Origin of the sequence: Weizmannia sp. FSL K6-0777 (genome assembly GCF_038593185.1) — a bacterium.
Lineage (GTDB): Bacteria > Bacillota > Bacilli > Bacillales > Bacillaceae_C > Weizmannia > Weizmannia faecalis.
Genome location: NZ_CP151971.1, coordinates 3,467,318 through 3,493,359 on the forward strand (window position 1 = coordinate 3,467,318; position 26,042 = coordinate 3,493,359).

Annotated in this window: 22 protein-coding genes; 8 read left to right on the forward strand and 14 right to left on the reverse strand. The window is 44.6% G+C overall.

The window, feature by feature from the left end; genetic code table 11:
* Window positions 1–67 precede the first annotated feature (67 nt).
* A complete protein-coding gene (locus tag NST70_RS16630; protein WP_260832243.1) occupies window positions 68–1,753 on the forward strand; it encodes an IS1634 family transposase in 1,686 nt (561 codons plus the stop codon).
* Window positions 1,754–2,211: 458 nt separating this feature from the next.
* Here the strand turns inward: NST70_RS16630 and NST70_RS16635 are convergent, their stop codons facing one another.
* Window positions 2,212–3,405 (reverse strand): MFS transporter, encoded by a 1,194-nt coding sequence (locus tag NST70_RS16635; protein ID WP_014096701.1) that lies wholly within the window; start codon window positions 3,403–3,405, stop codon window positions 2,212–2,214.
* 365 nt (window positions 3,406–3,770) lie between these two features.
* On the opposite strand from NST70_RS16635, the gene pdxK reads away from it, so the two are divergent.
* The 3 genes from pdxK to bshB2 all read left to right on the forward strand — a co-directional run bounded on the left by pdxK (window position 3,771) and on the right by bshB2 (window position 5,753).
* Window positions 3,771–4,589: a pyridoxine/pyridoxal/pyridoxamine kinase gene (gene pdxK, locus NST70_RS16640; protein ID WP_014096700.1), complete on the forward strand. Its 819-nt coding sequence runs from the start codon at window positions 3,771–3,773 to the stop codon at window positions 4,587–4,589.
* 119 nt (window positions 4,590–4,708) lie between these two features.
* Window positions 4,709–5,056, forward strand: coding sequence for a YojF family protein (locus NST70_RS16645; protein ID WP_013860797.1), 348 nt, complete (start codon window positions 4,709–4,711; stop codon window positions 5,054–5,056).
* Window positions 5,057–5,069: 13 nt separating this feature from the next.
* The gene (gene bshB2, locus NST70_RS16650; RefSeq protein ID WP_014096699.1) at window positions 5,070–5,753 is read left to right on the forward strand and encodes a bacillithiol biosynthesis deacetylase BshB2; all 684 of its coding nucleotides are present in this window, start codon (window positions 5,070–5,072) and stop codon (window positions 5,751–5,753) included.
* Window positions 5,754–5,858: 105 nt separating this feature from the next.
* Here the strand turns inward: bshB2 and NST70_RS16655 are convergent, their stop codons facing one another.
* The 4 genes from NST70_RS16655 to NST70_RS16670 form a co-directional block, all read right to left on the reverse strand.
* A complete protein-coding gene (locus tag NST70_RS16655) occupies window positions 5,859–6,725 on the reverse strand; it encodes a Cof-type HAD-IIB family hydrolase (RefSeq protein WP_035183175.1) in 867 nt (288 codons plus the stop codon).
* A gap of 4 nt (window positions 6,726–6,729) precedes the next feature.
* Window positions 6,730–8,892, reverse strand: a complete 2,163-nt coding sequence (gene recQ, locus NST70_RS16660; RefSeq protein WP_342475461.1) for a DNA helicase RecQ — start codon at window positions 8,890–8,892, stop codon at window positions 6,730–6,732.
* 102 nt (window positions 8,893–8,994) lie between these two features.
* On the reverse strand, window positions 8,995–10,266 hold the full coding sequence (locus NST70_RS16665; RefSeq protein WP_035190676.1) for an alkaline phosphatase: 1,272 nt from the start codon (window positions 10,264–10,266) through the stop codon (window positions 8,995–8,997).
* A gap of 124 nt (window positions 10,267–10,390) precedes the next feature.
* On the reverse strand, window positions 10,391–11,239 hold the full coding sequence (locus tag NST70_RS16670; RefSeq protein WP_035190678.1) for a MurR/RpiR family transcriptional regulator: 849 nt from the start codon (window positions 11,237–11,239) through the stop codon (window positions 10,391–10,393).
* Window positions 11,240–11,494: 255 nt separating this feature from the next.
* Between NST70_RS16670 and NST70_RS16675 the strand changes: the two genes are divergently transcribed.
* Both NST70_RS16675 and NST70_RS16680 read left to right on the forward strand, forming a co-directional pair.
* Window positions 11,495–12,361, forward strand: coding sequence for an alpha/beta hydrolase (locus NST70_RS16675; RefSeq protein WP_035183167.1), 867 nt, complete (start codon window positions 11,495–11,497; stop codon window positions 12,359–12,361).
* Between the two features lie 522 nt (window positions 12,362–12,883).
* Window positions 12,884–14,059, forward strand: a complete 1,176-nt coding sequence (locus tag NST70_RS16680) for an IS256 family transposase (protein WP_104851116.1) — start codon at window positions 12,884–12,886, stop codon at window positions 14,057–14,059.
* 794 nt (window positions 14,060–14,853) lie between these two features.
* Here the strand turns inward: NST70_RS16680 and NST70_RS16685 are convergent.
* The 5 genes from NST70_RS16685 to NST70_RS16705 form a co-directional block, all read right to left on the reverse strand.
* A complete protein-coding gene (locus NST70_RS16685; protein WP_342475462.1) occupies window positions 14,854–15,030 on the reverse strand; it encodes an SE1832 family protein in 177 nt (58 codons plus the stop codon).
* A 76-nt stretch (window positions 15,031–15,106) separates the two neighbouring features.
* Window positions 15,107–15,586, reverse strand: coding sequence for a Cys-tRNA(Pro) deacylase (gene ybaK / locus NST70_RS16690; protein WP_035183165.1), 480 nt, complete (start codon window positions 15,584–15,586; stop codon window positions 15,107–15,109).
* Between the two features lie 107 nt (window positions 15,587–15,693).
* Window positions 15,694–15,840, reverse strand: coding sequence for a hypothetical protein (locus NST70_RS16695; RefSeq protein WP_164931356.1), 147 nt, complete (start codon window positions 15,838–15,840; stop codon window positions 15,694–15,696).
* A 69-nt stretch (window positions 15,841–15,909) separates the two neighbouring features.
* Window positions 15,910–16,593 carry an LrgB family protein gene (locus NST70_RS16700; RefSeq protein WP_026684575.1) on the reverse strand — a complete coding sequence of 228 codons (684 nt, stop codon included), beginning with the start codon at window positions 16,591–16,593 and terminating at the stop codon, window positions 15,910–15,912.
* Window positions 16,583–16,960, reverse strand: a complete 378-nt coding sequence (locus tag NST70_RS16705) for a CidA/LrgA family holin-like protein (RefSeq protein WP_035183163.1) — start codon at window positions 16,958–16,960, stop codon at window positions 16,583–16,585. Before NST70_RS16705 ends, NST70_RS16700 begins: the two co-directional genes overlap by 11 nt.
* Window positions 16,961–17,062: 102 nt before the next feature.
* Here NST70_RS16705 and NST70_RS16710 point away from each other — a divergent pair, with 102 nt between their 5' ends.
* Window positions 17,063–18,004 (forward strand): LysR family transcriptional regulator, encoded by a 942-nt coding sequence (locus NST70_RS16710; RefSeq protein WP_110134270.1) that lies wholly within the window; start codon window positions 17,063–17,065, stop codon window positions 18,002–18,004.
* 149 nt (window positions 18,005–18,153) lie between these two features.
* Here NST70_RS16710 and asnB read toward each other — a convergent pair whose 3' ends face one another.
* Window positions 18,154–20,001 carry an asparagine synthase (glutamine-hydrolyzing) gene (gene asnB, locus NST70_RS16715; protein ID WP_342475463.1) on the reverse strand — a complete coding sequence of 616 codons (1,848 nt, stop codon included), beginning with the start codon at window positions 19,999–20,001 and terminating at the stop codon, window positions 18,154–18,156.
* Between the two features lie 353 nt (window positions 20,002–20,354).
* Here asnB and NST70_RS16720 point away from each other — a divergent pair, with 353 nt between their 5' ends.
* Window positions 20,355–21,368 carry a DUF1646 family protein gene (locus NST70_RS16720; RefSeq protein WP_014096687.1) on the forward strand — a complete coding sequence of 338 codons (1,014 nt, stop codon included), beginning with the start codon at window positions 20,355–20,357 and terminating at the stop codon, window positions 21,366–21,368.
* Window positions 21,369–22,218: 850 nt separating this feature from the next.
* On the opposite strand, the gene NST70_RS16725 is transcribed toward NST70_RS16720, so the two are convergent.
* The 3 genes from NST70_RS16725 to NST70_RS16735 form a co-directional block, all read right to left on the reverse strand.
* Window positions 22,219–23,580, reverse strand: coding sequence for a transposase (locus NST70_RS16725; protein ID WP_104851691.1), 1,362 nt, complete (start codon window positions 23,578–23,580; stop codon window positions 22,219–22,221).
* A gap of 784 nt (window positions 23,581–24,364) precedes the next feature.
* Entirely contained in the window at window positions 24,365–24,811 is a 447-nt protein-coding gene (locus tag NST70_RS16730) for a threonine/serine exporter family protein (protein WP_014096684.1), read from the reverse strand.
* A 75-nt stretch (window positions 24,812–24,886) separates the two neighbouring features.
* Window positions 24,887–25,636: a threonine/serine exporter family protein gene (locus NST70_RS16735; RefSeq protein WP_014096683.1), complete on the reverse strand. Its 750-nt coding sequence runs from the start codon at window positions 25,634–25,636 to the stop codon at window positions 24,887–24,889.
* Window positions 25,637–26,042 lie beyond the last annotated feature (406 nt).

The following is a 26,042-nucleotide window of genomic DNA, read 5'->3' on the forward strand; positions in this document are numbered from 1 at the left end:
AAAGGAATTTTCTCCTTCTTTGTAGAATTGAATGATTATCTAATTACGGGAAGATGAGGAAATTTTTATGTCAGATCAAATTTTAACCTTACATGTGGGGCCGTCTCAACTTTTATCTAAACTGTGTGATGAAATAGAACTCGAAAAGACCATTAATGATTTAGTCAAATGGGATTCTGTCCGTTGTCATGTCTCACCCGGAACAAGGATTAAAGCCCTTGTCTTAAACATTTTATGCAGTGGCAAGCCCCTTTATAAGGTTCATGAATTCTATCAAAACCTAGATTCTGAGATGCTTTTCGATACATCGGTTTCACCCGATCAATTAAATGATGATGCATTAGGAAGAGCATTAGATTACTTGTATGAAGCCGAAGCATGGAAAGTCTATTCCACCATTGCATTAAAAGCACTAAAAAAATTGAATCTTCCTATTGGTGTACTGCATAACGATACAACCTCAATTTCTGTTTACGGAGAATATAAGCAACCGAAGGAAGATGGACTGCAAATTACGTACGGGTATAGTAAGGCCCATAGGCCTGACTTAAAACAAATCGTTCTGGGGATGGGGGTCACACCTGAACGAATTCCTATCCTTGCAAAAGTAGAAAATGGGAATACTTCGGATAAATCTTGGAATGTGGAATTCATTCAAAAGATGAGAAAAATCCTTTCCCATGAAGATTGGAAAAATCTCATTTATCAAGCCGATTCTGCATTAATCACAACGGAAAATCTAGCGGAAATTCAACAACAAAATTTATCGTTTATTTCCCGTTTACCTGATACATTCGGTTTAAGCACAGAACTAAAGAAAGAGGCATGGTTGCTCAATAACTGGGAAAGGGTAGGCTCACTTAGCAATAAAAAAGACGCAGCTATTTACCAAATTCAAGCTTTTGAAAGACAAATTCAAAACCTTCCTTACCGGTTTCTTGTTGTCCACTCAAACAATTTAGATCAACGAAAAGAGAAAACCCTAAATCGGGCGATCGAAAAGGAAGAAATACAATTAAAAAAAGAGATAGAAAAACTGAGTAAAGTTATCTTTCATTGTAAAGAGGACGCACTAGAAGCAATTCAATCTTTTAAGAAAAAACAAAAGGCTTCATATTTCTGTTATAAACTAAACGTCCAGATGAGTGATCAACCTATCAAACGAAAAAAGAGAGGAAGACCTAAAAAGGACGAACAGACAAAACAAGAACAAATCTATCAAATACAACTGGAATCGTTTGAAAAAGATCATGATTTTATCGAAAATAAGAAAAAAATGCTCAGCACTTTTGTTTTAATCACAAATAAATTAGATGAGGAGACACTATCCAATCAAGAAGTTTTGAGGGTTTATAAAGGACAGTCGGCCGCTGAGACCCGTTTCCGATTAATCAAAGATTCACAAATGATTGATGCCATTTACTTAAAAACCCCGGAAAGGGTTGAGGCCTTAGGTATTGTGTATGTGATGGCTTTATTAATCTATGGAATTTTAGAATATCGAGTTAGAAAAGAACTGAAAGAAAAGAACCTATCTCTAATCTTGAAAGGAAAAAGGAAACTCTATCAACCCACAGGCCAAGCATTGTTAGAGCAATTAGAAGATATTACCGTGATCCTTATAAATCAAAATCAACAAAAAATAAGGCTCTTACCCGATAATATTGATTCACAAGCCAAAAAAATCATTGAATTATGCGGGTATGATGTATCAATATACGTGTCAAAAAATGTCGAAAACAAAGGAGAATAACACACAATAGGAGGAATTCATGAAAAGAATGTCGAATTGAAAAGAATTTTATCGAAAATTCCTCAAAAATAAGAAGATATCATCCCACCAAGCCATTTAAATATAGTTCATTCAAAAATTAGAATGAACTATATTTAAGACGTGCGAAATGTGGGTTGCAATTAGTACATAGGAAAGAATGTGTGATGTATTACTATTCCCTGTAAAAATAAATGAGCATATAGTTGCAATGAAAACTAAAAAAACGATAACCCTTAAGATGATTGCCATATTGAAGTTGGACTCCTTTTTCTACAGTCTATTCGAAACAAGCAATGTAAGTGTTATAAGCTTAACGGCTGAAAAAGCGATGCCAAAGTACATTAACCCAACAAGTAAGCTTATTAAATTTAGACACAACTAATCCTAAAATATATCCATAGATGGATTCTTTTTTTCTTGTTAACGTACTTGGTGAATTATTTTGTTAAAGTATGATCGATCTCCTGTGACAATGCAATCCGCTTATTATATTTCGAATGAATAGAATATATGATTGTATAGCCAATGCCGATGATCAAATTTAAAATTGCAAAAACAATGAACAGCATAGATATGCTTAAATTATATAAATATCCCCCCACTGGACCTCCAACCGAGTCACCTACCAATACAGAAGATTGAACGATTCCCAAATAAAGGGTTAATTCTTCCGCAGGAAACATGGTATACTCCATTATTTCCCTCACTATTTGAAATCCTGTTATGAGGATCGCAAATAAAAAAACGGGAATGATGATCATATGACGCAAATCCATTACGCCAGTAAAAGTAAAGATAATAAAGATTACCAATTCTATTATTAAAAAGAAAATATTTGGCCGCTGATTCATTTTCTTATTGCGAAAGAACAAACTGCTAAGCATTTGAACAACAGAAACAATTGTCATCAGCGTACTGACAAATGATATATTAAATTGGCCTACTTCCTTTAATATTATGGGCAAATAAGGTTGCACTAAGCCAAGATTCATTCCGATAAGGATTCCTAAAGTATATACAAGAATTGCTATCTTTTTGTTTGATGGCAACACTGTTTTATTTCTTGTCTTTTTAATAATGTGATCATCCGGATAATCACGGATGAAAAAAACACCAAATAAAAGAATCGGAGCCATGATCAACAAACTAATATAAGATGCACTGCTCTCTCCTAAAAAATATAAGGCCTGCCCACTGAGAAATGTAGTGGAGATCATAGCAATTTGAGAAATAATGGCCTTTGATGATATTAATTTTGAACTTATTTCCGGATGATCAGCTATCAGTGCAGCGATCCAGGTTCGGGTAATTAATAAGACCGTTGCTGCCCCAATCCCTGATACGGCGCCGGAAATTATCGGAATAAAAAACGGCTGGGGAAAGATCCTGAGCAACATGCCTGCCATATAAAGCGGAATAAAAATAAATATCCCTTTTTTAATACTTAACTGATTTACTTTCTTTCCTAATAGAAAACTAAATGAACCTGCTACCGCCATGGCGGAATAAGATAAAGAAAAATTAAATACGCTATCGTTCTTTTCAAACCAAAGTATCTGGATATACTTGGATACCCCCATACTAAAGTAAAAAGTAAACAAGAAAATGGTTAACGTTTTAAATTTGTACATTACGAAACCTCTAATTTTTAAAGAATAAATAGAAGGCACGAACAATTTTGAAATTAATCAAATAAAATATTGTTTTCACAAGACATGGTTCTTTATCATGAAATTCTTATTTTTCTCAAGTTAAAATATAGTACAGATGATTAAATAAGTCAATATTTACTTTCTATTTTAAATATTACAATACCTTCTTTTGAAAGCCGGTCATTCTAAAGTTCGGTTCGCGGCCCTGCTGTGTGACTGGCAGATCATCCCCTGTTCATCAAGCATTCGGCCGCTTGATGCACGTCCCCGGGATTTGTATTTTTCATGGCAGTATTATATTCTAAAATAGTGTAAAGCTTATTTTTAAAGGAGATGGGTGCGTGATGGGTTTAAAGAAAACTTTTACGCTGGCTGGTTCTGATTCGAGCGGCGGCGCAGGCCTTCAGGCGGACTTGAAAACATTCCAGGAACTCGGGGTTTACGGCATGTCCGCGATTACTTCCATCGTTGCGATGGATCCAAAAAACGGTTGGCATCATAATGTTTTCCCGATTGATGTCAATATTGTCGAACCGCAGCTTGAGACCATCCTTTCTGTCGGAATTGACGCGATGAAAACCGGTATGCTCGGTTCAGTGGACATTATTGAACTGGCCGCCCGTAAAATAGATGAATACCATCTCGACAAAGTGGTCATTGACCCGGTTATGGTATGTAAAGGCGAAGATGAGGTATTGCAGCCGGAAAATACGGATGCAATGCGCGAGCTTTTGCTTCCGCGGGCAACGATTACAACGCCGAACTTGTTTGAAGCCTGGCAGCTGGCCCAAACCGGCCCGATTAAAACCGTTGAGGACATGAAAGAAGCAGCGGTCAAAATTCATGAACTGGGCGCGAAAAATGTTGTCATAAAAGGCGGCAGAGGGTTGGATACGGATCAGGCCATCGACTTGTTCTATGATGGGGAAGACTTTGAAATTCTCGAATCGAAGAAAATCAAAACAACGTATAACCACGGTGCGGGCTGCACATTTGCCGCTGCCATCACGGCCGAACTGGCAAAGGGCAACACCGTGTCTGGTGCAGTGAAAGTGGCAAAAGAATTTGTCCATATGGCGATTGAACACGGCTTTAAGCTGAACGAATATGTCGGCCCTGTGATGCACGGCGCATATACCCGTTTCTCGCATACCAACTCTTAAGTCAAACCGGGCCCTGCCGGAACATTCCGCCGGGGACCCGGTTTTTAATTTTTTCTTAAAGTGCTGCCGGTTGGTATAATGGAAAGAAACAGGAGCGGACGGCCAAAAGGAGGAAGAAAATGGAACCGATACAAAAACAAACAGCCCAAAAATGGCTGGACGAACTTGCCGGAAAACCGGTGTATATCCATTTGGAAACAACCAATGGCGCCTATGCCTCCCATGTCAATGAGTCATTTTTCTCTGCAGGCGCCTATATCCGCAATGCGCAAGTATCCTATGAACACGGAAAAATTGTTGGGGACGGCCCTTACCGGATCGGCTTGAAAATGAAAATTGGCTGGATTTATGCAGAAGGCCTGACCCACTTTGAAAAAGATGAATTCGACCGCTTGCTTTTTGCCGGCCATGGTTATGACGGGAAGTTGGCTGTTGCCCTCGAATTGAGCATGACACCATTTGAGTGAGGAGATGAGAAAAATGGAAAAAGAGCGCCATGTTCTGGTGATTTTCCCGCATCCCGATGACGAGGCTTTCGGTGTATCCGGCACGATCGCAACCCATGTGAAAAACGGCACGCCGGTCACTTATGCCTGCCTGACGCTTGGGGAAATGGCGCGAAATCTCGGCTATCCCCCTTTTGCCACAAGAGAATCGCTGCCGCATATCCGGAAAAAAGAACTGCAAAAGGCGGCCGAGATTATGGGGATTCAGGATTTACGCATGATGGGGTTGCGCGATAAAACTGTAGAATTTGAAGACGATGAGAAGATGGTCAAAATGGTACTTGACCTCGTCCATGAGCTGAATCCGTCACTTGTCATTACCTTTTACCCAGGCTACTCTGTCCATCCTGACCACGAAGCAACCGGAAGAGCCGTTGTCCGCGCGCTCCGCCGAATTCCTGAAAACAAACGCCCGAAACTCCACTGCGTTGCTTTTTCCAAAAACCATGAAGCGGAGATCGGAAAGCCGGATGTCCGCAATGATGTAAGCGGCGCAGCTGAGCAAAAAATCGGCGCAATGAAAGCCCACCTATCCCAGACCGGCTGGATGATGGCAGAGCGGGAAGAAAAACTGAAGCAAAAAGACCCAGAAACTCTGGAATGGCTCCATTATGAATACTTCTGGACGTATGACTGGGAAAACGACCGGGTCCGATAAGGGTAATTAACCCATAAAGGCGCCAATCGTTGAGTCGTGCAAGGAACTCTGCCTGCCAGACCCCCTGCCCTCGGTTTATCAAATATAAACCGGGGGCAATGGGTTCTAACCCATTTCAAGCATTCTGTAAATCGCTTTTGCCACGCCGTCTTCATCATTTCTTTTCGTCCGGTAGCGGCAAATTTCCAATACTTCATTTTCGGCATTTCCCATCGCAAACGGATAGCCCACCCTTTCGAGCATGGAAATATCATTTAAGTTGTCCCCGATAGCCATCGTTTTCTCCATTGAGAGCCCGTGTTTTTCCGTGTATTCCTTGAGCGCAATCCCTTTTTGCGCCGACACATGGTTGATTTCAATATTACGGAATCCTGATGAAGTCACTTTAATATCGGGAAAATCTTTTTCAAGGTGCTTGCCGATTTGTCGGAGCCTTTGTTCATCTTCATTGAAGGCCAATATTTTGTAAAACAAAATGGACGGATCGTGAAAAATATCCTTTGTATCTCGAATATTATGGACGTATCTCCGGATGCCGCGCTGCTCAATATAGTTCCGCACTTCTTCCACCGGCACTTCGGGGTTTGCGGTATGGAACAAATTGACCAGCATATCCATGTTTTCCTCGTAATCTTCCGTATAGGTACCTTTATTGGTAAAAAATTCATAATAAATGCCGAGTTGGTCGAAAACATCGGCCACCTGGGAAGCTGTCAGGGGATCCAGCCCGCTTGTTTTGAGTAATTTTCCCTTTTCATCCCGCACTTCGGCCCCGTTCAGCCCGATTACCGTACAGTCAATGCCGACAGGATCGAGCACAAGCCGCGCTTCTTCATAAGACCGGCCTGTTGTCACGACAAAGTGAATCCCTTTTTTCTGCGCCAGTTTAATCGCTTCGGCATTTGCCGGGCTGACTTCCTGCCTTGAGTTGAGCAAAGTGCCATCCATATCGGATGCGATACATTCAATCATGATGTCAATCCCCTCCAGATATATATGATGCTGGTTTTTCTTGTTCCGCATGATGCTTCCTTTCCTGTAAGAAGGCCCGGATCATAAAATAACTGACCTCATCCGGCAACAATTCCTTTATCGGCGTTAGCCGCCCGGAACCTGCCCGGCTGATGGCATCCGCAATTTGATCCCGGTACCTTTCGGGAATGAAACGGCTCCATTCTACCGGAAATCCCTCATCTGAACATTTGATCACATGCGTTTCAATCGTTCTTTCCGACATGCCGCGGATTTCTGCGATTTCCTGGATCGTTTTGCCTTCTTGCAACAGACGGTATGTCACATGGTGGCTTTTTTCTTTCCCGTCTTCACGTGCCTTTTTTGTACGCGGCTGCGCTTGTGCTTGTATCCCTTCTTCTTCCATGTAAGTCCGGATCACGCGCATAAACAGCTCGGCGTACTGTTCCACCTTTCTTTCCCCAACCCCTTTCACCTGCAGGAAAGCTTCCCTGGTTACCGGCATCCTGGCACTCATTTCCCTTAGCGATTGGTCGGAAAAGACAATATAAGGCGGTATTTTTTCACGGTCCGCAATCTCTTTGCGAAGTGTCCGCAGTTTTTCAAACAAAAGGTTATCGGATGCAATTTGCTGCGCCCTGACACTTTCTTTCCGGAAAACCTGTTTTTTTGAAAGCAGGACTTCCACTGCCTTTTTGGTCAGCATAAGCACCGGGTATGTACCGTCTTTGGCGCGCAAAAAACCGTCAGCTGTCAGAAAATCAATCAGTTCTGCCACTTCTTTTTGCTTTTTGTCTTTCATAATGCCAAAAGTGGACAGCTTGTCAAAACCGAATTGCCTGATTTTCTGGTCGTTTGATCCGGCCAGCACTTTTGCAATCATCGTTTTGCCGAACCGTTCCTGCATCCTTTTGACACAGGAAAAAACCATTTGCGCTTCTTTTGTCACGTCTGTTTTTGCGCGGGTATCCAGGCAGTTGCCACATTTACCACATGGCTGTGCCTCTTCTTCGCCGAAATAATGCAAAATGAACTGTTGAAAACAGCCTTCCGTATGGCAGTAGTCCAGCATTTTTCGCAACTTGGCATACTCGCCCAGTTTTCTGTCTTCGTTTACTGACTTCTCGATTAAAAAAGTTTGCGTATGGATATCCTGGGGAGCAAACAGCAAAATACAGTCGCTTTCTTCCCCGTCGCGCCCGGCCCGTCCTGCTTCCTGGTAATACGCCTCCATATTTTTCGGCAAATTATAGTGGATGACAAACCGCACATTGCTTTTATCAATCCCCATTCCGAACGCGGAAGTGGCGACCATGACGGAAATATCATCGTATAAAAACCGGTCCTGAAAGCTGTCGCGCTCCGCTTCTTTCATCCCTGCATGATATTTTCCCGCACGAATGCCATTTTTAACAAGAAAATTGTAAATGCGTTCGGTCTCTTTTCTCGTTGCCGTGTAAAGTATCCCGGACTGGTTTGCATTTTTCAGGATGTAGTCCAGTACAAAGGCATCGCGGTTCTGGCCTTTCACCACCTGAAAATGCAGGTTCTCACGGGCAAAACCTGTCGCCACCGTGTTTTCTTCCGGAATCATAAGCAGCCGGCAAATGTCTTCCTTTACCTGCGGCGTTGCGGTAGCGGTTAAAGCAAGCGTCACCGGCTTTGGCTTGAATTGGGAAATCAATTTTTCGATTAAACGGTAGCTTGGGCGGAAGTCGTGACCCCATTGTGAGATACAATGCGCTTCATCAACAGCAATAAGGGAGACATTGATGTTTTCGAGAAGATGTAAAAAAGGAGAAAATTCGAGTCGTTCCGGTGCGAGATAGATTAATTTGTATGCGCCTGTTGATGCAGCCGCAAGCCGCTCATCGATTTCTGCCGGATTCAGGGAGCTGTTCACATATGTTGCCGGTATCCCGATGTTTTCCAGTGTATCCACCTGGTCTTTCATCAAGGAAATCAGCGGCGAAATGACAAGCGTGACCCCTGGTAAAAGCATGGCCGGCACCTGGTAGCAAACCGACTTTCCCCCGCCGGTCGGCATCATGCCCAATGTATCCTTGCCATCCATGATCTGGCTGATAATGGCTTCCTGCCCGCGGCGAAAATGGTCATAGCCATAATATTGTTTTAAAACCTGTCTGGCTTTATCCATTGCTGCCACAAGGCTCCCATCCTTTCCGCAAAATTTGCCTCTATTATAACAGATTTTGCCGGGGCGGTATACGAAGAAAACCACCCCGGCAGTTGTCCGGCCCGCTATATATTACTTTTTCAACCCCATCGCTCTCAGCAACGCATCATGAATATATGTGTTTTCATAAGTACCTTCAAACAACGATGCGCCGCTTCCTGTCGCCGTAAGCGGAATGTCGGCTGCCGTATGGCCAGAAGTTGTCCAGTCCACGACAAATTGCTCGCTGGAACCCGCCACCTGGAACGGTCCGTCTTCTTTTGAAATGCCGTCCCCGGATTCGTCGCTGTGCTCGACGTTTTCAACCGTCATGCCGCCGCAGTCATGGTCGGCCAGGACAAGCACAAGTGTATCCGGGTGCTTTTTCGCATAATCTTTTGCCGCTTTAACGGCATTATCCAGTTGCCGGCCCGCCTTGATCAGCTGGGAGGCATTATTTTCATGGGCCATTTCATCGATCGCTTCTTCTTCAACCATCAGGAAAAAGCCTTTTTTATTTTTTGACAGCGTGCTGATTGCTTTTTCCGTCATTTGCGGAAGCGAAACAACCGGGTCATACTGGTCGCCATGGCCCTCCTCTCGCTGTTCAAACATTTCTTCATTGGCAAAAAGGCCTAAAAGCTTATTCCCGCCTGCCTTTTTCAACCCGGAAGCATTTGTCACATACTGGTAACCGAGCCGTTTCGCTTTGCTGACAAGATTTCCTTCCGTGCCTTTGCTTGCTTCGGAAGGATCTTTTGCCGGATGGTCTTCATAAGCGCCCTGTGAGCCTTTCGGGTACCAGTAATCTTCCCCGCCGCCGAGCAGCACGTCCACTTTGCTGTTTTCCAAGTATTGCTTTGCAATTTTGCTCTGTTCGGAACGGTTTTTGACATGGGCACCGAAAGCGGCAGGCGTTGCATCTGTGATTTGGCTTGTTGTGACCAATCCTGTTGCTTTGCCGGCTTGCTTTGCTTCTTCAAGAACGGTCTTTTTGCTTACTTTGTTGGCATCAACACCGATTGCCCCGTTATACGTTTTGACGCCTGATGCCATAGCGGTCGCAGCTGCAGCCGAATCGGTCACCACGGAGGTGGAGCTTGTATGTACGACCCCCGCATACGGCATTTTGTTCATCTCAAGGTCCCCGCTCAGGCCGGTTGAAGCAAGGCGGATCGCATCCCGCTGCGCAGCCCCCATACCATCCCCGACAAACAGAATCACATTCTTCGCCTTCGCGGAAGCTACATGACCGGTGTGCTTCGAAGGCTTGTAAGCTTTTGCATCTGTAATGCCGTATACCCCCAATGTCGCCACTGCAGACAAGGCAATTGCCGCTTTCATTATACGGTTCTTTTTACCCAATGTTCTTCCTCCCCTTTTCGTTTTGTGCTTACACCTCCATTGTAAAAAAGGATTTTGAAGGAAGTATGTTGAATTTGTAAAAGAAAGATATAAATCCTGTGTACGGGCCTTTACAAAATGCCGGTTATCTTCTCAACCTAAGGTATTCGTTTCTCGTTTCATTGTAATACTTCAAAATGTCTTCCCCTTTGCGCTGAAAAACACTTAAATAAAGCGCATCAATGATATTCAGCTGCGCCATTCGCGAAGACGTTGTTCCGATCCGGAAATCTTCCTCGGATATCGGCGTACAAAGCCTGATATCCGCTTGTTTATACAATGGAGATTTCTCCATATTCGTGATGGCAATCACTTTTGCCCCTTTCCTTTTCGCAAAATCAGCGAGTTCGAGCACATCCTTCGTCCGCCCGGAAACGCTGAGCGCCACAAACACATCCATCTTATTCATGTAAGGGATTAGGGAGATTAGATAATGATAATCTTGGGAAAAAATGGACTGGCACCCCAGCCTTGTAAATTTATAGCATGCATCGACAGCGGCAGTTACCGACCCGCCGACACCAAAAAACACCACTTTTCTAGCATTTTCAAGCACGTTGGCGGCTTTTTCCAGTTCTCTCCTGTCAAGGGAAGAAACACACGATTCTATCGCCTTCTTATTCCCATACGTAACTTTTTGGAATAAATCATAAGGAGAATCTTTTTGTTGCAAAATTGAAAAGTCTGTCATATGACTTTCGGTTAAAGTTAAATTTTTCACAAGCTCCAGCTTAAACGTCTTAAAGCTCGCAATGCCGATCGTTTTGCAAAACCGGACAACGCTCGACTCGCTTACACTGGTTTTTTCCGATAAATCCTTTGTGGTCATTGTCGGAACCATTTCGGGATGTTCCAAAATATATGTGCCAATTTTCTTCTCTGTGCCCGTAAAGTGATGCATTTCCTTTTGAATTCGTTCAAGTATTGAATCCACAACTTTTCCTCCATTTATAACCATCATTGGTATACGCGAGGCAACAGGCGTTTTCCCGCCTTTACGCCTGCCTATTCACCAGTAAAGAAAACAGCGCTTTCCAACATCATAGAATGAAACTTTTTCTCCGTCAATGGCATCGGAAAAATTCTGTTACAACCGCTTTCTCCCTATTCCCTTTCGCTACTTTGTATGATAAAATAAACATCATTTCGCAGGAAAGTTACACCATGACTTCCATCAAGGGGTGTTAGCATGCCATATATCCAGCGTCGGAATGCGATTCTGGCCATGATTTGTTTGTTTCTTATGCTCAGCCTTTCAACTGTATGGTTTTCCTATCGTACGGACAAAAGCAATGCCGCTGCGGCCCCGCCGGCACAAAAACCCGTTCCGACTGTGTTCGTACACGGCTATAAAGGAACGGCCCGATCGTTTAATGGGATGCTCGGTCGGCTGGAAAAAAGCGGAACCGCTGAAAAAGCAATGGTGATTCGCGTTACAAAAGACGGGATGATTGTGGTCAATGGGGAAATTTCCAACCGGGCCCGGCATCCGATGATCCAGGTCATTTTTTCCGATAACCGTGCAAGTTTCCGGCAAACGGCCGGCTGGCTTGAAAAAACCATGCACATTCTTTATACGAAATACGATGTGAAAGAAGCCAATCTCGTCGGGCATTCGATGGGCGGTTTGATTTGCACAAAATATATTGAAGACACTTCCGGCAGGCGGCAATATCCGGACATTCAAAAGCTTGTCACGATTGGCAGCCCTTATGAAGGCGTGCTGACTCGTGTTTTTAAGCAAAATCCGAATAATACCGGCGATGCGGCGCGCGACCTGCTTCCGGGTTCCGTTGCGCTCAAAGCTTTGTATGCCAACAAAAGCCGGTTCAACCCGCATATTCAGGTGCTTGCCATTGCAGGCGTTGTGAATAAGCCGGCATCGGGGGATTCCCTTGTATCCCTGGACAGCGCGCTCTTCAGCAGGTTCATCGTGCCGAAAAAGCAGTACACGTCTAAAATTGTTTACGGCAAAAACGCGCAACACAGCAGCCTTCATGAGAATAAGCGCGTGGACCGGCTTGTCGCGGACTTTCTTTGGCATGCAAAAAAATAGAAAAAACGGCGAAACCTGCGTAAAAGCAGCAACCGCCGCTTTTTTATTTAGTCCGAAGAAACCGCTTTCTATTTGCTGCCGGAACTGGTTCTTCAAGTTTGATTAGGGCTTGCTGAATAAGCAAAATTTCTAGATTTGGCAAGGATGTTCACGGCTTTTGCTTAAATTGAATGCAAGGGTTTATAAAAAATACAGGGAAAAGCTTGCACTTGAAACGCACCCTATGTGAAGGAAGACCTTCATTTTTCCGTGCTTCCTAACATAGACAGCCTCTATGTGAAGAAAGGCCGTCAATTTTTTGTTCTTCCTTAACATAGACACGCCCTAGGTTAAGGAAGGCCTTCATTTTTCTGCGCTTCCTTAACGTAGACGGGCTCTATGTGAAGGAAGACCCTCGTTTTTCCGTGCTTCCTTAACGTAGACGGATTAAGTCCGTATAATTGTGTAAAAAGAAGGAGTCATTTTATCAACTCTTGGCAACACTGTTTTCAACGACGATAAACAATGAAAAGAGGAGATAAAATGACTCACTTACAGTTTAACCTAAATTTGGATGTTTTAAAAGAAGCCATCATGACTTCCGATCTTGACGCGGTAATTAAATCAGCGGTTGTCCTCGTGTTAAACGAGTTTATGGAAAAGGAAAGGGATGACTATTTAAAAACGAGCCCTTATGAACGCGCTGTTGAACGCCGGGATTACCGGAACGGTTACTATGAACGCGAGCTGTTGATGAGCATCGGCAATGTTACATTAAAAGTTCCCCGGACACGTAATGGCGAATTCTCAACTACCTTATTTGAAAAGTATGCCAGATGTGACCAAGCTTTCGTCCTTTCTATGTTGGAGATGGTCATCAATGGCGTCTCTACCCGTAAGGTCACAAATGTCGTAGAACAGCTTTGCGGTAAGAATGTATCCAAGTCGTTTGTCTCTTCCCTTACGCAAAAACTGGATCCCATTGTGAATGCTTGGGCCGAGAGACCGTTGAATACAACCTACTACCCTTATGTGTTTGTGGACGCCATGTATATAAAAGTACGGGAGCACCATAAGGTCGTATCAAAGGCTGTTTATATTGCGACTGCCATTACAGAGAAGAATACACGTGAAATACTGGGTTTAAGCGTTGACCATGCAGAAAGTTTGGAGAGTTGGAGTTCATTTTTTAAACAACTTAAATCACGTGGACTCCAATCACCAAAACTCGTTATTTCCGATGCTCACATGGGCCTTCAGAAAGCAATACAACGGGAATTCATTGGCACTGCTTGGCAAAGGTGCAATGTTCATTTTAAACGCAATATCATTGAAAAACTGCCCAAAAAAGATACTGCAGAAATCCGGGTGATGATTAAGCGCGTGTTTGAGGCCGTTACGATTGAGGACATACGCAAGTTTAAAGATGAATTAATAAACAAATTTGGTACAGAAGCAAGATTTGAAAAAGCCCTGGCCATTTTAGATGAAGGTTTTGAAGATACTATCCAATACATGAACTTTCCTGAGAATATCCGTATGCACATACGGAGTACTAATTCCCTCGAGCGGCTTAACCAAGAGGTTCGTAGAAGGGAAAGGGTCATTCGCATTTTTCCTAATACCCAATCTGCTTTTCGTTTGGTTGGTGCCGTTTTAATGCAGTATCAAGATACAGAATACTCGAAGAGGAAGTCACTTATGGGAAAGAATAGTTAGCAGCATTTTCAGCTTAACTTCCATCATGGATGATTTCATCTCCGGGAAGGGATGTCAAATTGAAAGGCATTTGACATCCCTTCCCGGAGATGAAGAAAAAAATCCATGGAAGTTAAGCCGAAAAAATGAAGGGGTGGTTGAAAACATTTGCCCATAAATTTACACAATAACCTGGACTTGACTCGTAGACGCCCTCTATGTTAAGGAAGGTCTTCATTTTTCTTCGCTTCCTTAACATAGACGCGCCCTATGTGAAGGAAGACCTTCGTTTTTTCGTGTTTCCTTAACTTAGACGCCCTCTATGTAAAGGAACAATGTTATTTTTCCGCGCTTCCTTAACGTAAACGGGTTCTATGTGAAGGAAGACCCTCATTTTTCCGTGCTTTTTTAACGTAGACGCCCTCTATGTAAAGGAACAACGTCATTTTTCCGCGCTTCCTTAACGTAGACGGGCTCTATGTGAAGGAAGACCTTCATTTTTTCGTGCTTCCTTAGCGTAGACGCGCCCTATGTGAAGAAAGACCGTCCATTTTCCTCGCTTCCTTCACATAGGGATTGCTGAGAATAAGCAAAATTCCTAGACTTGGCAAAAATTTAAGCTTGCACTTGAAAGCTGACTCAAAGTATAGAGCAGACATAATCGCATTTCCAAAGATGGATTCTTCTATATTTTTAGACAAATCTTGTTGACAAATTGGGTACAAACTCAGAGTCGGATTCGTTCAGCAAGTCCTTATTAAAGTTGAAGCGATCCGGTGAAAAAGCAATCTGCCCCGTCTTTGCAAGCAAAAGAATTAAAAGCGGTCCAATTGCTGGTACAGTTTCTTTAATGCCTGTTCAATCTCCGCGAGCTGCTTTTCAAGCGGGTGAAGGTTGCCCTTTACATACTCCAATTTCTCCAAATTTTGCTGTAGGCGAACATAATCCGCTTTCAAATCGGCAATTTGGTACTCTACATCCCGTTTATCCATGTTCCTCACCCCCTTAAAGAAAATGATGGAACACGTCACACATTTGAAAAGTCTCATGTCCCTGGCATGCATCCTTTTAATGCGTTAAATCAGCATAGTTTGCGTCGGCGGCTTTTAAAAGATCACCAGGCGCCAAAACAATTTGCGTGCCGATCCGCCCGGCGCTTACGATCACCTCATCAAGCGTTGCTGCGCTCTCATCGACAAATGTCACATAGTGCTTCTTCATGCCGATCGGGGAACAGCCGCCGCGAATATAGCCGGTATATTTTTGGATATCTTTCACATGGACCATTTCGATCTTTTTCTCGCCCGCTGCTTTTGCGGCTTTTTTCAGGTCGAGTTCTGCCGCAACCGGGATGACAAACACATAAAGTTCGCCGCTGTGCCCCTGCGTGACCAGCGTTTTATAAACAGCTTCGGGCGGTTTTCCAATTTTTTCCGCAACGGAGATGCCGTCGATTTTCCCGTCCTTCACCTCATACGACAGCATGCCGTACGGGATTTGCTGCGCATCAAGCAGCCGCATCGCGTTTGTTTTTGTTGTTTTTGCCAAATTCACCACTTCCTCCAGAGGCCTGTTACTATAAGTGTACCGGTTTCGAGGCGGATTTTCCATCAAAACAAAAAAGCCGGCCTGCATGGGGCGAGGCCAGCTTTCCTTTATTTACGCACACCTTTTTTCTTTTTCTGGTCGATTTCATCTTTTCTGCCCGTGGAGAATTCCACGAGTTCTTCTGCAATCTCATTTCCAAGCTTGGCATTTTTATTCCGCTCAGCATTCTGGTTTCCGTATTTCTGCCTGCCCATTTGCACGCTCCTTTCCTTTTTTACAGCTATATTTTGCATTGAAAAAGGAAGAATATGCGGCGTTTTAGATTAATGAATGATATGGGATACCATCCACGGCGTAACAAAAATGGAAATAGCCGCAACGATAATCATGCTGACGCTGGAAATGGCGCCTGACCGGGCACTGAGTTCGAATGCTTTAGAAGTGCCGATCCCGTTCGCATGCGTTCCAAGCAGGATGCCGTGGGCAATTTCGTTTTTAATGCGCAAATGCTTGATCAGCCACGGCGCCATCACAGAGCCGATAATGGCGTTCAAAATCACAAAGACAGCCGTAACAGACGGCACGCCGCCGATTTTTTCAGATACGCCCATTGCAATCGGGGTTGTGATCGTAAACGGGATGATACTGTGCTCCAGGCTTTTGCTGAAATGAAAAAGCGTAGCGATGGCCGAGGAAAGGAATACTGCCATCAGCCATCCCGCCCCGATGCCGATTAAAATTTCAACCGCATATTGGCGGACGATTTTAAAATGGCGGTAAAGCGGCACAGCAAAAGCAACAATGGCCGGCTGCAGCAAATCCGTTAAAACAGAGGTGCCTTTCTGGTAGTCCCGGTACGGTATATCTTCCCCGAGTAAAAAGGCGCCTAATAATACCGGCGTGACAAGTAGCGGGGAAACAAAGATTTTTTTGTATTTCCCGTACAGTTTTTTGAAAATCCAGTAACTTCCAACCGTTAACAGCAGGCACACGATTTTAACGATCACGCATTCTCACGCTCCTTCGATTTGCAATTTTGTCCGCAAGCCATCCCGAACAGGCCATCGCGGCAATCAGGCTTATCAGGATCACAACCAAGATTTCCGGGCCGTTATGGACAAGCAGGTTTCTATACTTCACCATACCGACTGCTGACGGGATAAAAAACAACAGCAGCTCCGCCATCAGGAAATTGGCCCCGATTTCAATCCAGCCCATTTTGACGATGCCGAATTGCAGCAGGAGAAAGAGGGCAATCATTGCCAGCATGCTGCCCGGCAGCGGGATGTGCAACAGTTTTGCAGCTGCGCCCATGACTTCAGCGAACAGATACAAACCGACAATCTGTAACATTCCGATCAGGACTTTTTTCAATATTTTCACCTTCTAAAACTAGTTTACCGCGCCGGCGATAATAGGTAAAATGAATATATAGAATGGTAAAAATGCCTTTTATCTATACAAGGAGGGTTCCAGTTGGATATCCAGCATCTCCAGTACTTTGTTTCCGTTGCCACTCACGGCAGCTTCACGAAAGCCGCCCGGGAATGTTATGTATCGCAGCCGACAATCAGCAAAATGATAAAAAGCTTTGAAGAAGAACTCGGCGTCCCCTTGTTTAACCGCGCCGGGAAAAAAATCGTCCTCACCGATGCCGGACAGGCCGTTTTTCAGCAGGCGCAAAAAACGCTGAAAGCTTTTCGGCAGCTGACAGATGCGATCAATGATGTGGCCGGCCTGAAAAAAGGAAAAATCCGGATCGGGCTGCCGCCAATGATCGGGTCGCGCTATTTTCCCCGGGTCATTGATGAATTTCATCATGCCTACCCGGATATTAAAATCCAGCTCGTGGAAGATGTTACAAGAAAAGTGGTCCGTGATGTGGAAAATGGGGCATTGGATCTCGGCGCCGTCGTGATGCCGGTTGATGATGAGGTGTTCGGGCATTTTTCGTTTGTCCATGACCGGCTTGTGCTGCTTGTGCACCCGTCCCACCGGTTTGCAGGCTGCTCAAGCGTCCGGCTGAAACAGCTGAAAGAGGAGGAATTCATTTTTTTCCATAGAGATTTTGCCCTTCACGACCAGATTATAAAGGAATGTTTGAAGCTTGGGTTTATGCCGAACATTATATACGAAAGCACCCAGTGGGACCTCATCTGTGAATTGGTAGCGTCCAATCTCGGCGTTGCCCTGCTGCCAAGTACAATATGCCATGCGTTTAACCCGGAACGCGTCAAAATCATTCATCTGGAAGAACCTGTCCTCCCGTGGAATCTGGCAATCATCTGGCCGAAACACCAATACCTTTCTTTTGCGGTAAAAGAGTGGATCCGGTTTACAAAGCATTTATTCGGCCGCGGGATCCCGCCTGCCGTGCCGCAACCGGAAGAAGCCATGAAAAAAGAAAGTGAAAAATAGGGGCGCGGGTTCAAAAAAGGGGCGGGTTTTGAGGCACTGCGAAATGCTTCTGAAAGGCAGGTGAAAGGTGTCTCCATAATAGCCGTAGTGATGTTTGAGACAATGCGAAATGCTTCTAAAATCCAAAAAAACCGGCTTGAGGCAGCCGGCTAAGCCTTAATGTCAATCCTGTATGTTTCAAACCAGTAATGGATCTGGGCGAGGTAGGCAAGCAGCTGCGGGCCCGTCATCAGCTGTCCGAACCACGGTGTCCGGAATGCTTTTCCGTTTGTCTCCATCAACTCCATTAATTGATCGCGATGCAGAAATTCATATAAAATGGAATCTTTCTGTTCCAAAACTTCACTGAGCCACCGCTTCACTGCTGCCGTGTAAGCCGGGTGGTGCGTCTTCGGATACGGGCTTTTTTTTCGGTATAAAATCTCTTCCGGCAAAATGCCTTCCAGCGCTTTTCGCAAAATGCCCTTCTCCCTGCCGCCGTACATCTTCATCTCCCACGGTATATTCCAGACGTACTCCACAATCCGGTGATCGGCAAACGGCACGCGCACCTCGAGGCTCGCCCCCATGCTCATCCGGTCCTTCCGGTCAAGGAGCGTTGTCATAAACCAAAGCATATTGATGTAAAACAGCTGGCGACGCTTTTTTTCCAAATCGGTTTCGCCATCCAAAAGCGGCGTTTCCGCGACAGACGCTTCATATTTCGACATCACGTAATCTTTTAATTGCAATTTTTCCTGCCAGCCTTCTTTTAACAGGCCGACCCGTTCATCGAGGGACCGCATCCACGGGAAGCCTTCTCGGTTCAAATCATCTTCACGCCGAAACCACGGATACCCGCCGAAAATTTCATCTGCGCACTCACCCGAAAGGCTGACGGTAAAATCCTTTTTGATCTCGCGGCAAAACCAGAGCAGCGATGAGTCAACATCCGCCATTCCCGGCACATCCCGGGCGAGAACAGCCGCTTTTAAAAATTCGGCCAGTTCTTCCTGTGTGATTACGCAATGATGGTGGACTGTATCAAATGCTTCTGACATCTTGCGGATAAATACCCCGTCAGCATCCGGCTGAAAATCATTCGCTTTGAAGTATCGGTCGTTCCCTTCGTAATCAATGGAAAAAGTATGCAGCCGCCCTTTTCCTTCCCTTTGAAAATGGCCTGCAGCAATGGCGGTAATGGCGCTTGAATCGACGCCGCCGGACAAAAACGTGCAAACAGGGACATCCGAGACAAGCTGGCGGACAATCGCATCCTGAATGAGCGAACGGATCGTTTCCGCCGTTTCCTCTACTGCCTCCGTATGCGGCGCGCTTTTCACGTTCCAGTACCGCCACACTTTTAATCCGTTACGATCCATCTTCAGCGCATGTGCCGGACGCAGTTCCGCCATGCCGCGAAATATTCCCGTCCCCGGTGTTCTCGACGGCCCGAGCCCCCATATTTCGGCAAGCCCTGCCTCATCCACTTCAGCTTTCACATCCGGGTGGGCGAGCATTGCTTTTACTTCCGAGCCGAACAAAAGCCCGCTTCCGTGTGCTTTGTAAAAAAATGGTTTTACCCCGAGGCGGTCGCGTGCCGCAAATACCTGTTCCTTGTTCCCATCCCAGACCGCAAACGCAAAAATGCCGTTCAGACGGTCCACACATGCCTCTTTCCACTCGATATAAGCGGTTAAAAGCACTTCCGTATCAGAGTGGCCCTGATAAGTATAACCTTTTTTCAAAAGCTCCGCGCGCAAATCTTCCGTATTGTACAATTCGCCGTTATAGCAAATCGTATACATCTTTCCGTCCTTTTGCCGCGTCATCGGCTGCACGCCGCATAAAGGGTCAACAACGACGAGCCGTTTATGGCCGAATGCCGAATGCGGCGAAAGCCAGTAATTCGTATCATCCGGTCCCCGTTTGGTCAACGTCTCTGTCATTTTTTTGACCGTTTCCAGTTCACTCCGCAAGTCTTTTTGAAAATCGACCCATCCGGTTATTCCGCACATTCCGGCTCACCCTTCCTGAATTTCTCTACTTCCTGCGGCCCATAAAAGCCGCTTTGCCGTGCCATTTTTCTTACCGGCTGTATTAGTATATAGGCGCATGCCCGGAAATGTGCATGATCCGTATGTGTAAAATTTTACGCGAAGGTGCAGATGCGTGGAAAAAACAGGAGACCATGGTGTGAAACGAAGTGAAAATGTCTTTTATGGTAAAATAAAGCTATATAAAATGGACAAAATATTGCCACTCTGTTGCCTGCCGCAAAAAAGTAGTTCTCATGCAAATGGATGCTCGGGCTTGATGTAAAAACTTAAGTTCATTTTATATAAGTTTTTTTACAGAAAGGGTTGGGCCGATGATTTCCGCTTTGATCATCATCCTGGCGCTCGTCTTGTTATTGCCTTTTTTTGTGCCATTTGTCGAGCGCAATTTGGAAATATTTTTGTTTATCATGGGATGGGCTGCGGCCATTGCCGGCGGTGTCCTAGACAAGCCTCTGTTGAGAAAGGCTTTGGAAGACCCGGTTAACATCACCATTGCCGTATTTGTAGCCGGCCTGTTGTTCCGCTGGCTGGAGCGGCCGCTTGAAAAAGTAATTTCCGCCATTAACCGGGGGATACCGTTTCCGCTTCTGGCTGCCTTGACGGTAATCATTCTCGGGTTGCTTTCGAGTGTCATCACGGCCATTATTGCCGCTTTAATTTTAGTCGTGATTGTCAGCGTGCTGCGGCTTGACCGGAAATCGGAAACACAGCTCGTCGTCTACTCCTGCTTTTCCATCGGGCTCGGCGCCGCACTGACGCCGATCGGCGAACCGCTCTCCACCCTTGCGATCAGCAAGCTGGGGGAGGACTTTTTCTATTTGCTTCGCCTGATCGGGCCGGAAGTCATTTCGGCAGTTGTGATTTTCGGCATTCTGGCTGCCATTGTGATCAAACCCGAACAGTCGGCGATCGGGCTGAAAACGGCGCATAAACGAGAGTCGTATGTGGAAATTGCGGGGCGGACAGTGAAAATTTACTTGTTTGTGATGGGGCTGACCTTGCTCGGCGCTGGGTTTGAACCGCTCATTAACCGCTTCCTGCTCGATTTGAGCCCGTTTATTTTGTACTGGATCAATATGATTTCAGCCGTGCTGGACAATGCGACACTGGCAGCAGCAGAAATCAGCCCGAAAATGGCGGACAAAACGGTACAGGCCATTTTGCTCGGACTGCTGATCAGCGGAGGCATGCTTGTACCCGGCAATATCCCGAATATAATCTCCGCCGGAAAACTCCGCATCACAAGCCGGGAATGGGCCCGGTTCGGCCTCCCAATCGGTCTCGCCGCCATGGCCGTTTATTTTGTCGTGATTTTGTTTGTATAAGAGGGTTGAAGACAGGTTTACAAAAGGATAGGGATGGCTCCCGCTTTGTTCTTTTTCTGTTATGGAAGACAAATTGCGCGGCGGGCTATCCCTTTTTTCTTTATCTCTGTTGTGAAAGACATTTCGGGAGACGGGGATTCTCTTTTTGTCTTTCATCCCCGTTATGAAGGACATTTGGGGCGCCGGCGATTCTCCTTTTGTCCTTCATCCCCGTTATAAGGACATTTGGCTTGGCGGAGCTTTTCCGTGTGTCCTTCATTCCCGTAGTGAAAGATATTTTCCGCAGCGGGATTCTTCTCTGTGTCCTTCGCCCCTATTGTGAAAGACAGGTTGCATGGCGGTATCCTCATCGCCATTGTGAAGGACAATGCTGGTTCCCTCCACAAATTCTATACAAAATGAAAGCTCCAGTACAGAAGACATATTACTATAATAACTCCGAAAATAAGAGCGCCAATATAAGGAATCATTTTTAACTTTCCAGGCTCTTTTCTAATAAAAGAAACAATACTTGCTAAGAAGCTAATACCCCAAGCAAACCAACCCCAATGGTGAAAACGAGTATAATATTTTATATCTTGGCCTGTTAAAAATAGGGTAATAGCAATTATAAAAAGAATAAGCCCAAGGATAAACATAAAAAAGGAAACTTTAACCTGAATTATTCACATAAATTCAGAAACTTATTATAACTTATGGATTACCAAGTCTTTTCGGCTTTATTGTAATTCATTAAAAAAATGAAAAAAGAATCCATTTCTGTTAAAGTTAAAGTAACCAAAACAAAAACCAAACAGAAAGGATTCTTTATATGGTTACTTTAACGCAAAAAACACTTGATTTCAATCACTCAACTTTCGCAGACTGAAACAGGTAGGTATACCTTGATATAATTCGGCAGACCCGCAATCCATTGTTGTAGTTGACTTTTGATCAGTTGTTGAATTTTCTTATTACTTTTATCCAGAGTATCTTCAAGAATCTCGACTAACTGCTGCAATGCAACAGCCCAATCAAGGTCATCTATTTCATCACATAATTCATAAAACATGCCACTTAATGTTCTGTCATCTACACTGCAACGGTTTTGCCATGACAAGACAATATACCTTGCAAACACAATGGTCGTGTGGCTGATAAGCGCGTCATATGAACGACTCTGGAATTCCTTTTGTAGTTTTAATAGGGACTTTGTTGTTTTGAAGAAAACCTCAATATCCCAACGCATCCCGTAAATACGGATGATTTCCTGGTCACTCAGTGTACAGTCTGTACTCAAAATCGCCAACCAGTCGCTTTTCTTGTTGCGGTTGCGAACAAAGACAACTTTAATTGGCACGCCATTGGCCTGCGTTGTATGGATGGAACGCAAGATTCCTTTCTTTCCACTAGTCGGTTTAGCTAGACGATACAATTCATCTAGGCTAACACGCTTACCATCGACAAAATAGCGTTGTTTTAATTTTTTGACCATACCAATTACGTCAAGACCTTGTTCTGTAATCTCCTTGATGAGAGGTTGTTGGGTGAACCACGAATCCATTAGAACATAGGAAGCATCGATACCAGAATTCATCGCCCGGGCAATCATGCCGGGAATCTGTTCTGGTGCCGTTTGTAATGCTTCTTTTCGGCGCTTATAACCGGAGCTGCGTTTATCGATATTTTCGGATATGCCGTTGATCTGGCTCTTTTTCGAACTCAATAATGAGAAGTCAACGGGTAAGAATGTTGCGCCATCAGACCATCCTAATGTCAACATGCGGAATCCTTTGTAAAAACGCATTTTTTGAGATGCATGATCAAAGCAGCGAGCCAGGAGCTCAACGTGTTTGCTTCGGTTCCGGTCATAAGATGAATCATCTAAAATCAATACTTTCGGACGGTCATGACGTGTCAATTTCGAAACTTTTCCAATCACTGAGGCAACCAGTGAAAGGAGGAAACGACGCCAGTTGAACGTTGATTGGTTGAGAAACCGATAAACGGTATCTTTGGCTGGAATGTCTGTAGCTTTCTTACTTTCCAACATCCTGAACCAGTTTTTGTTTTCAAAGATCATACAAAAAATCAATTGAAAAATGTAGGCACAAGAAAAACCAAAGGACTTCGTAATACCAGCGATTCGCAAGTGTTTCAACACATTCAACTCTTTAAATGTTGATTTTATTTCATTTGGTAGTTGATTATTCAGGCTGTTTTTCGCTATCATAGTAGGAGACACCTCTTCTATTTGGTAGTGATTGTCGATAAATCAACTATACCAAAAGTAGAGGTGTTTTTTCATATATTAATTTTACTGTCAAGTGCTGTATCTGAGACGTAATAGACATTAGCCAGCACTGAATTTATTATGATTTTCTAGGTGCGAAAGTTGAGTACTTAACTAAACTATTTAAAAAAGCACTTTGCTTCCATATTTTCAACTGCTGTTTGGATTAAATACCAGCAAGCTGCACCAGCGGCAAGCGCTACCGAAATACATGCTATATAACTGAAAAAAATACAAGCCCATTTAAATGCTGCCTTATTAATACCTGACGCGCTAAGGTGTACGGCATGCTGGTCATTATATACCTTTTCACTAACAAGATTCCCCTGTTGATCAACTTCTGGAACTCTTCAGGATTTTGGGAATTTGCCAAGCGTTTTGATTAATATTTGAAGGGGCTGTTTGCAGATAGCTTTTTTTAAAAGTTTTCCTCAAAGTAAAGAGTTATCTGTAGTGTGGATTTCTTGAAGTGCTCTCACTAAATTTTTAAAACGTTATCTAAACGTTTTAAAGTTATCTTTTTAAAGATACTGTTTTCTAATTTTATCTCGCAAAAAAACTGGCTGCAATCGGGAAATCATGCTGCCAACAAGCAGCCTGCCGCCGATTTTGCAAATATACGGGATATCCCTAATACTCTTACCGTCAATATTCGACATCGTTCGCAGAAAAACGAGCAGAATAACAAGCGTTAGCCGGGCTGTCAGGCAAACCCGGCTTAAGGCTACTTCATTCTTTTTGGCCGTCTATCCGGTAGTTTTTTGATAAACTGGTTCGCCACTTCCGAAGCCACCAGCCCGATCGCAATTGCAATAGATAGAAGCAGCACTTTAGCGGCAAGCGATACGGCGCCGTTATAATCGTTTTGGACAAAGTGCCGCATGGCGTCATACGCAAGGCCGCCTGGCACAAGCGGAATAATCCCGCCGACCGTAAAAATCAAGATCGGCGTCTTATAAAAACGGGCAAACACCTGGCTGATCACCCCGACGAAAAAAGCTGCAATAAACGTGCCATACACGACGTTCTGCTCATACATGTAAAATAGAAAATAAATACCCCACCCGATCATGCCGGTAATCCCGCACTGGATCAACAATTTTCTCGGTGCATTGAAAAGAATGCCAAATCCCGCCGAAGCAAAAAAGCTGGTTAATAGCTGTTGGAACAACTTCCGTCACCCTTTTAAAAAACTGTAATCTTTGATGTGTAAAAAACGCAGGGGCCTTAAAAAGCAGGCGGCCTTTTAAAAAATCGTGAGTATAATCGCGATCCCGGAACCGATGGCAAATGAGGTTAAAAAAGCTTCTGCGCCTTTTGTGACACCGGAAAAAAGATGTCCCGCCATCAGATCGCGCAGTGCGTTGGTAATCGCCAGCCCCGGAACAAGCGGCATGACAGAACCGATAATGATTTTATCCAGTTCCCGGCCGATGCCTGCATGGACAAGGATGTAAGCTGTAATCCCGATCACAAGCGAAGCGACAAATTCAGCAAAGAAACGCACCTTTACGAACCGGTGAATGTAATGCGTGCTGAGGAAGCCAAGGCCGCCTGCAATACATGCGGGCAGAAAGTCAATCCAGCCGCCTAAAAAAATGATGACAAAACAGCCACTTGAAATCGCCGCAGCCACAAATTGTAGCCAGAGAGGGTAAGCTTCCTCTTCCGTTTCAATTTTTTTCAACTGTCCATACGCTTCCTTAAGGGTAATGCCCCGGTTGCTGATTTGCCGCGAGATGCTGTTGACCTGGTCGACTTTTCTCAAATCCGTTGAACGTTCGGAGATGCGGATCAGCTTTGTCAGCTCCGCCCCGTCCAGTGAAAAAATAATGGCAGTCGGGGTGACAAAGCTGTGTGACCCACTGATCCCGGCAGCCGCAGCAATTCTCGACATCGTATCTTCCACACGGTACGTTTCCGCGCCGCTCATCAGCATGATTTTTCCGGCTAATAAGCAAACCCTCATGACCTGCTGGGCTTCATTCTGATACATGCTCATTTCTCCCTATCGATTCACCTGCAATTATTTAACCACAGTTTGCCGGTCAATAAAATAGCCGGGCCATTTTTCAGGGCCGGCTTCTTAAATCATTTCCTTTAACGCAGCGAATTTCGAGGTCACCCGCTTATGCTGAACAAACGAATTTTCAAACGGTCTATATTTATGTTAAGGAAGAACTTCGGTTTCATTCGCTTTCTTAACGTAGACGGCCTCTAGGTTAAGGAAGAACCTCATTTCCCACCGCTTCCTCAACGTAGACGCGCTCTAGGTCAAGAAAGTGACCCCATTTCCTCCGCTTTCTTAATGTAAAGTCCATACAGCTTAAACTTGCGGCATGGACGTTTCATTGCGCTGAAAATAAATGGGCGTGATGCCCTTGTATTTGATATAAGAATTC

What these genes read in the sequence shown, in the direction of transcription:
- NST70_RS16630 (WP_260832243.1), top strand. Translation starts at nt 68, where the DNA reads ATGTCAGATCAAATTTTAACCTTACATGTGGGGCCGTCTCAACTTTTA.
- NST70_RS16635 (WP_014096701.1), bottom strand. Translation starts at nt 3,405, where the DNA reads ATGTACAAATTTAAAACGTTAACCATTTTCTTGTTTACTTTTTACTTT.
- pdxK (WP_014096700.1), top strand. Translation starts at nt 3,771, where the DNA reads ATGGGTTTAAAGAAAACTTTTACGCTGGCTGGTTCTGATTCGAGCGGC.
- NST70_RS16645 (WP_013860797.1), top strand. Translation starts at nt 4,709, where the DNA reads ATGGAACCGATACAAAAACAAACAGCCCAAAAATGGCTGGACGAACTT.
- bshB2 (WP_014096699.1), top strand. Translation starts at nt 5,070, where the DNA reads ATGGAAAAAGAGCGCCATGTTCTGGTGATTTTCCCGCATCCCGATGAC.
- NST70_RS16655 (WP_035183175.1), bottom strand. Translation starts at nt 6,725, where the DNA reads ATGATTGAATGTATCGCATCCGATATGGATGGCACTTTGCTCAACTCA.
- NST70_RS16675 (WP_035183167.1), top strand. Translation starts at nt 11,495, where the DNA reads ATGCCATATATCCAGCGTCGGAATGCGATTCTGGCCATGATTTGTTTG.
- NST70_RS16680 (WP_104851116.1), top strand. Translation starts at nt 12,884, where the DNA reads ATGACTCACTTACAGTTTAACCTAAATTTGGATGTTTTAAAAGAAGCC.
- NST70_RS16685 (WP_342475462.1), bottom strand. Translation starts at nt 15,030, where the DNA reads ATGGATAAACGGGATGTAGAGTACCAAATTGCCGATTTGAAAGCGGAT.
- NST70_RS16695 (WP_164931356.1), bottom strand. Translation starts at nt 15,840, where the DNA reads ATGGGCAGGCAGAAATACGGAAACCAGAATGCTGAGCGGAATAAAAAT.
- asnB (WP_342475463.1), bottom strand. Translation starts at nt 20,001, where the DNA reads ATGTGCGGAATAACCGGATGGGTCGATTTTCAAAAAGACTTGCGGAGT.
- NST70_RS16720 (WP_014096687.1), top strand. Translation starts at nt 20,355, where the DNA reads ATGATTTCCGCTTTGATCATCATCCTGGCGCTCGTCTTGTTATTGCCT.
- NST70_RS16725 (WP_104851691.1), bottom strand. Translation starts at nt 23,580, where the DNA reads ATGATAGCGAAAAACAGCCTGAATAATCAACTACCAAATGAAATAAAA.
- NST70_RS16735 (WP_014096683.1), bottom strand. Translation starts at nt 25,636, where the DNA reads ATGTATCAGAATGAAGCCCAGCAGGTCATGAGGGTTTGCTTATTAGCC.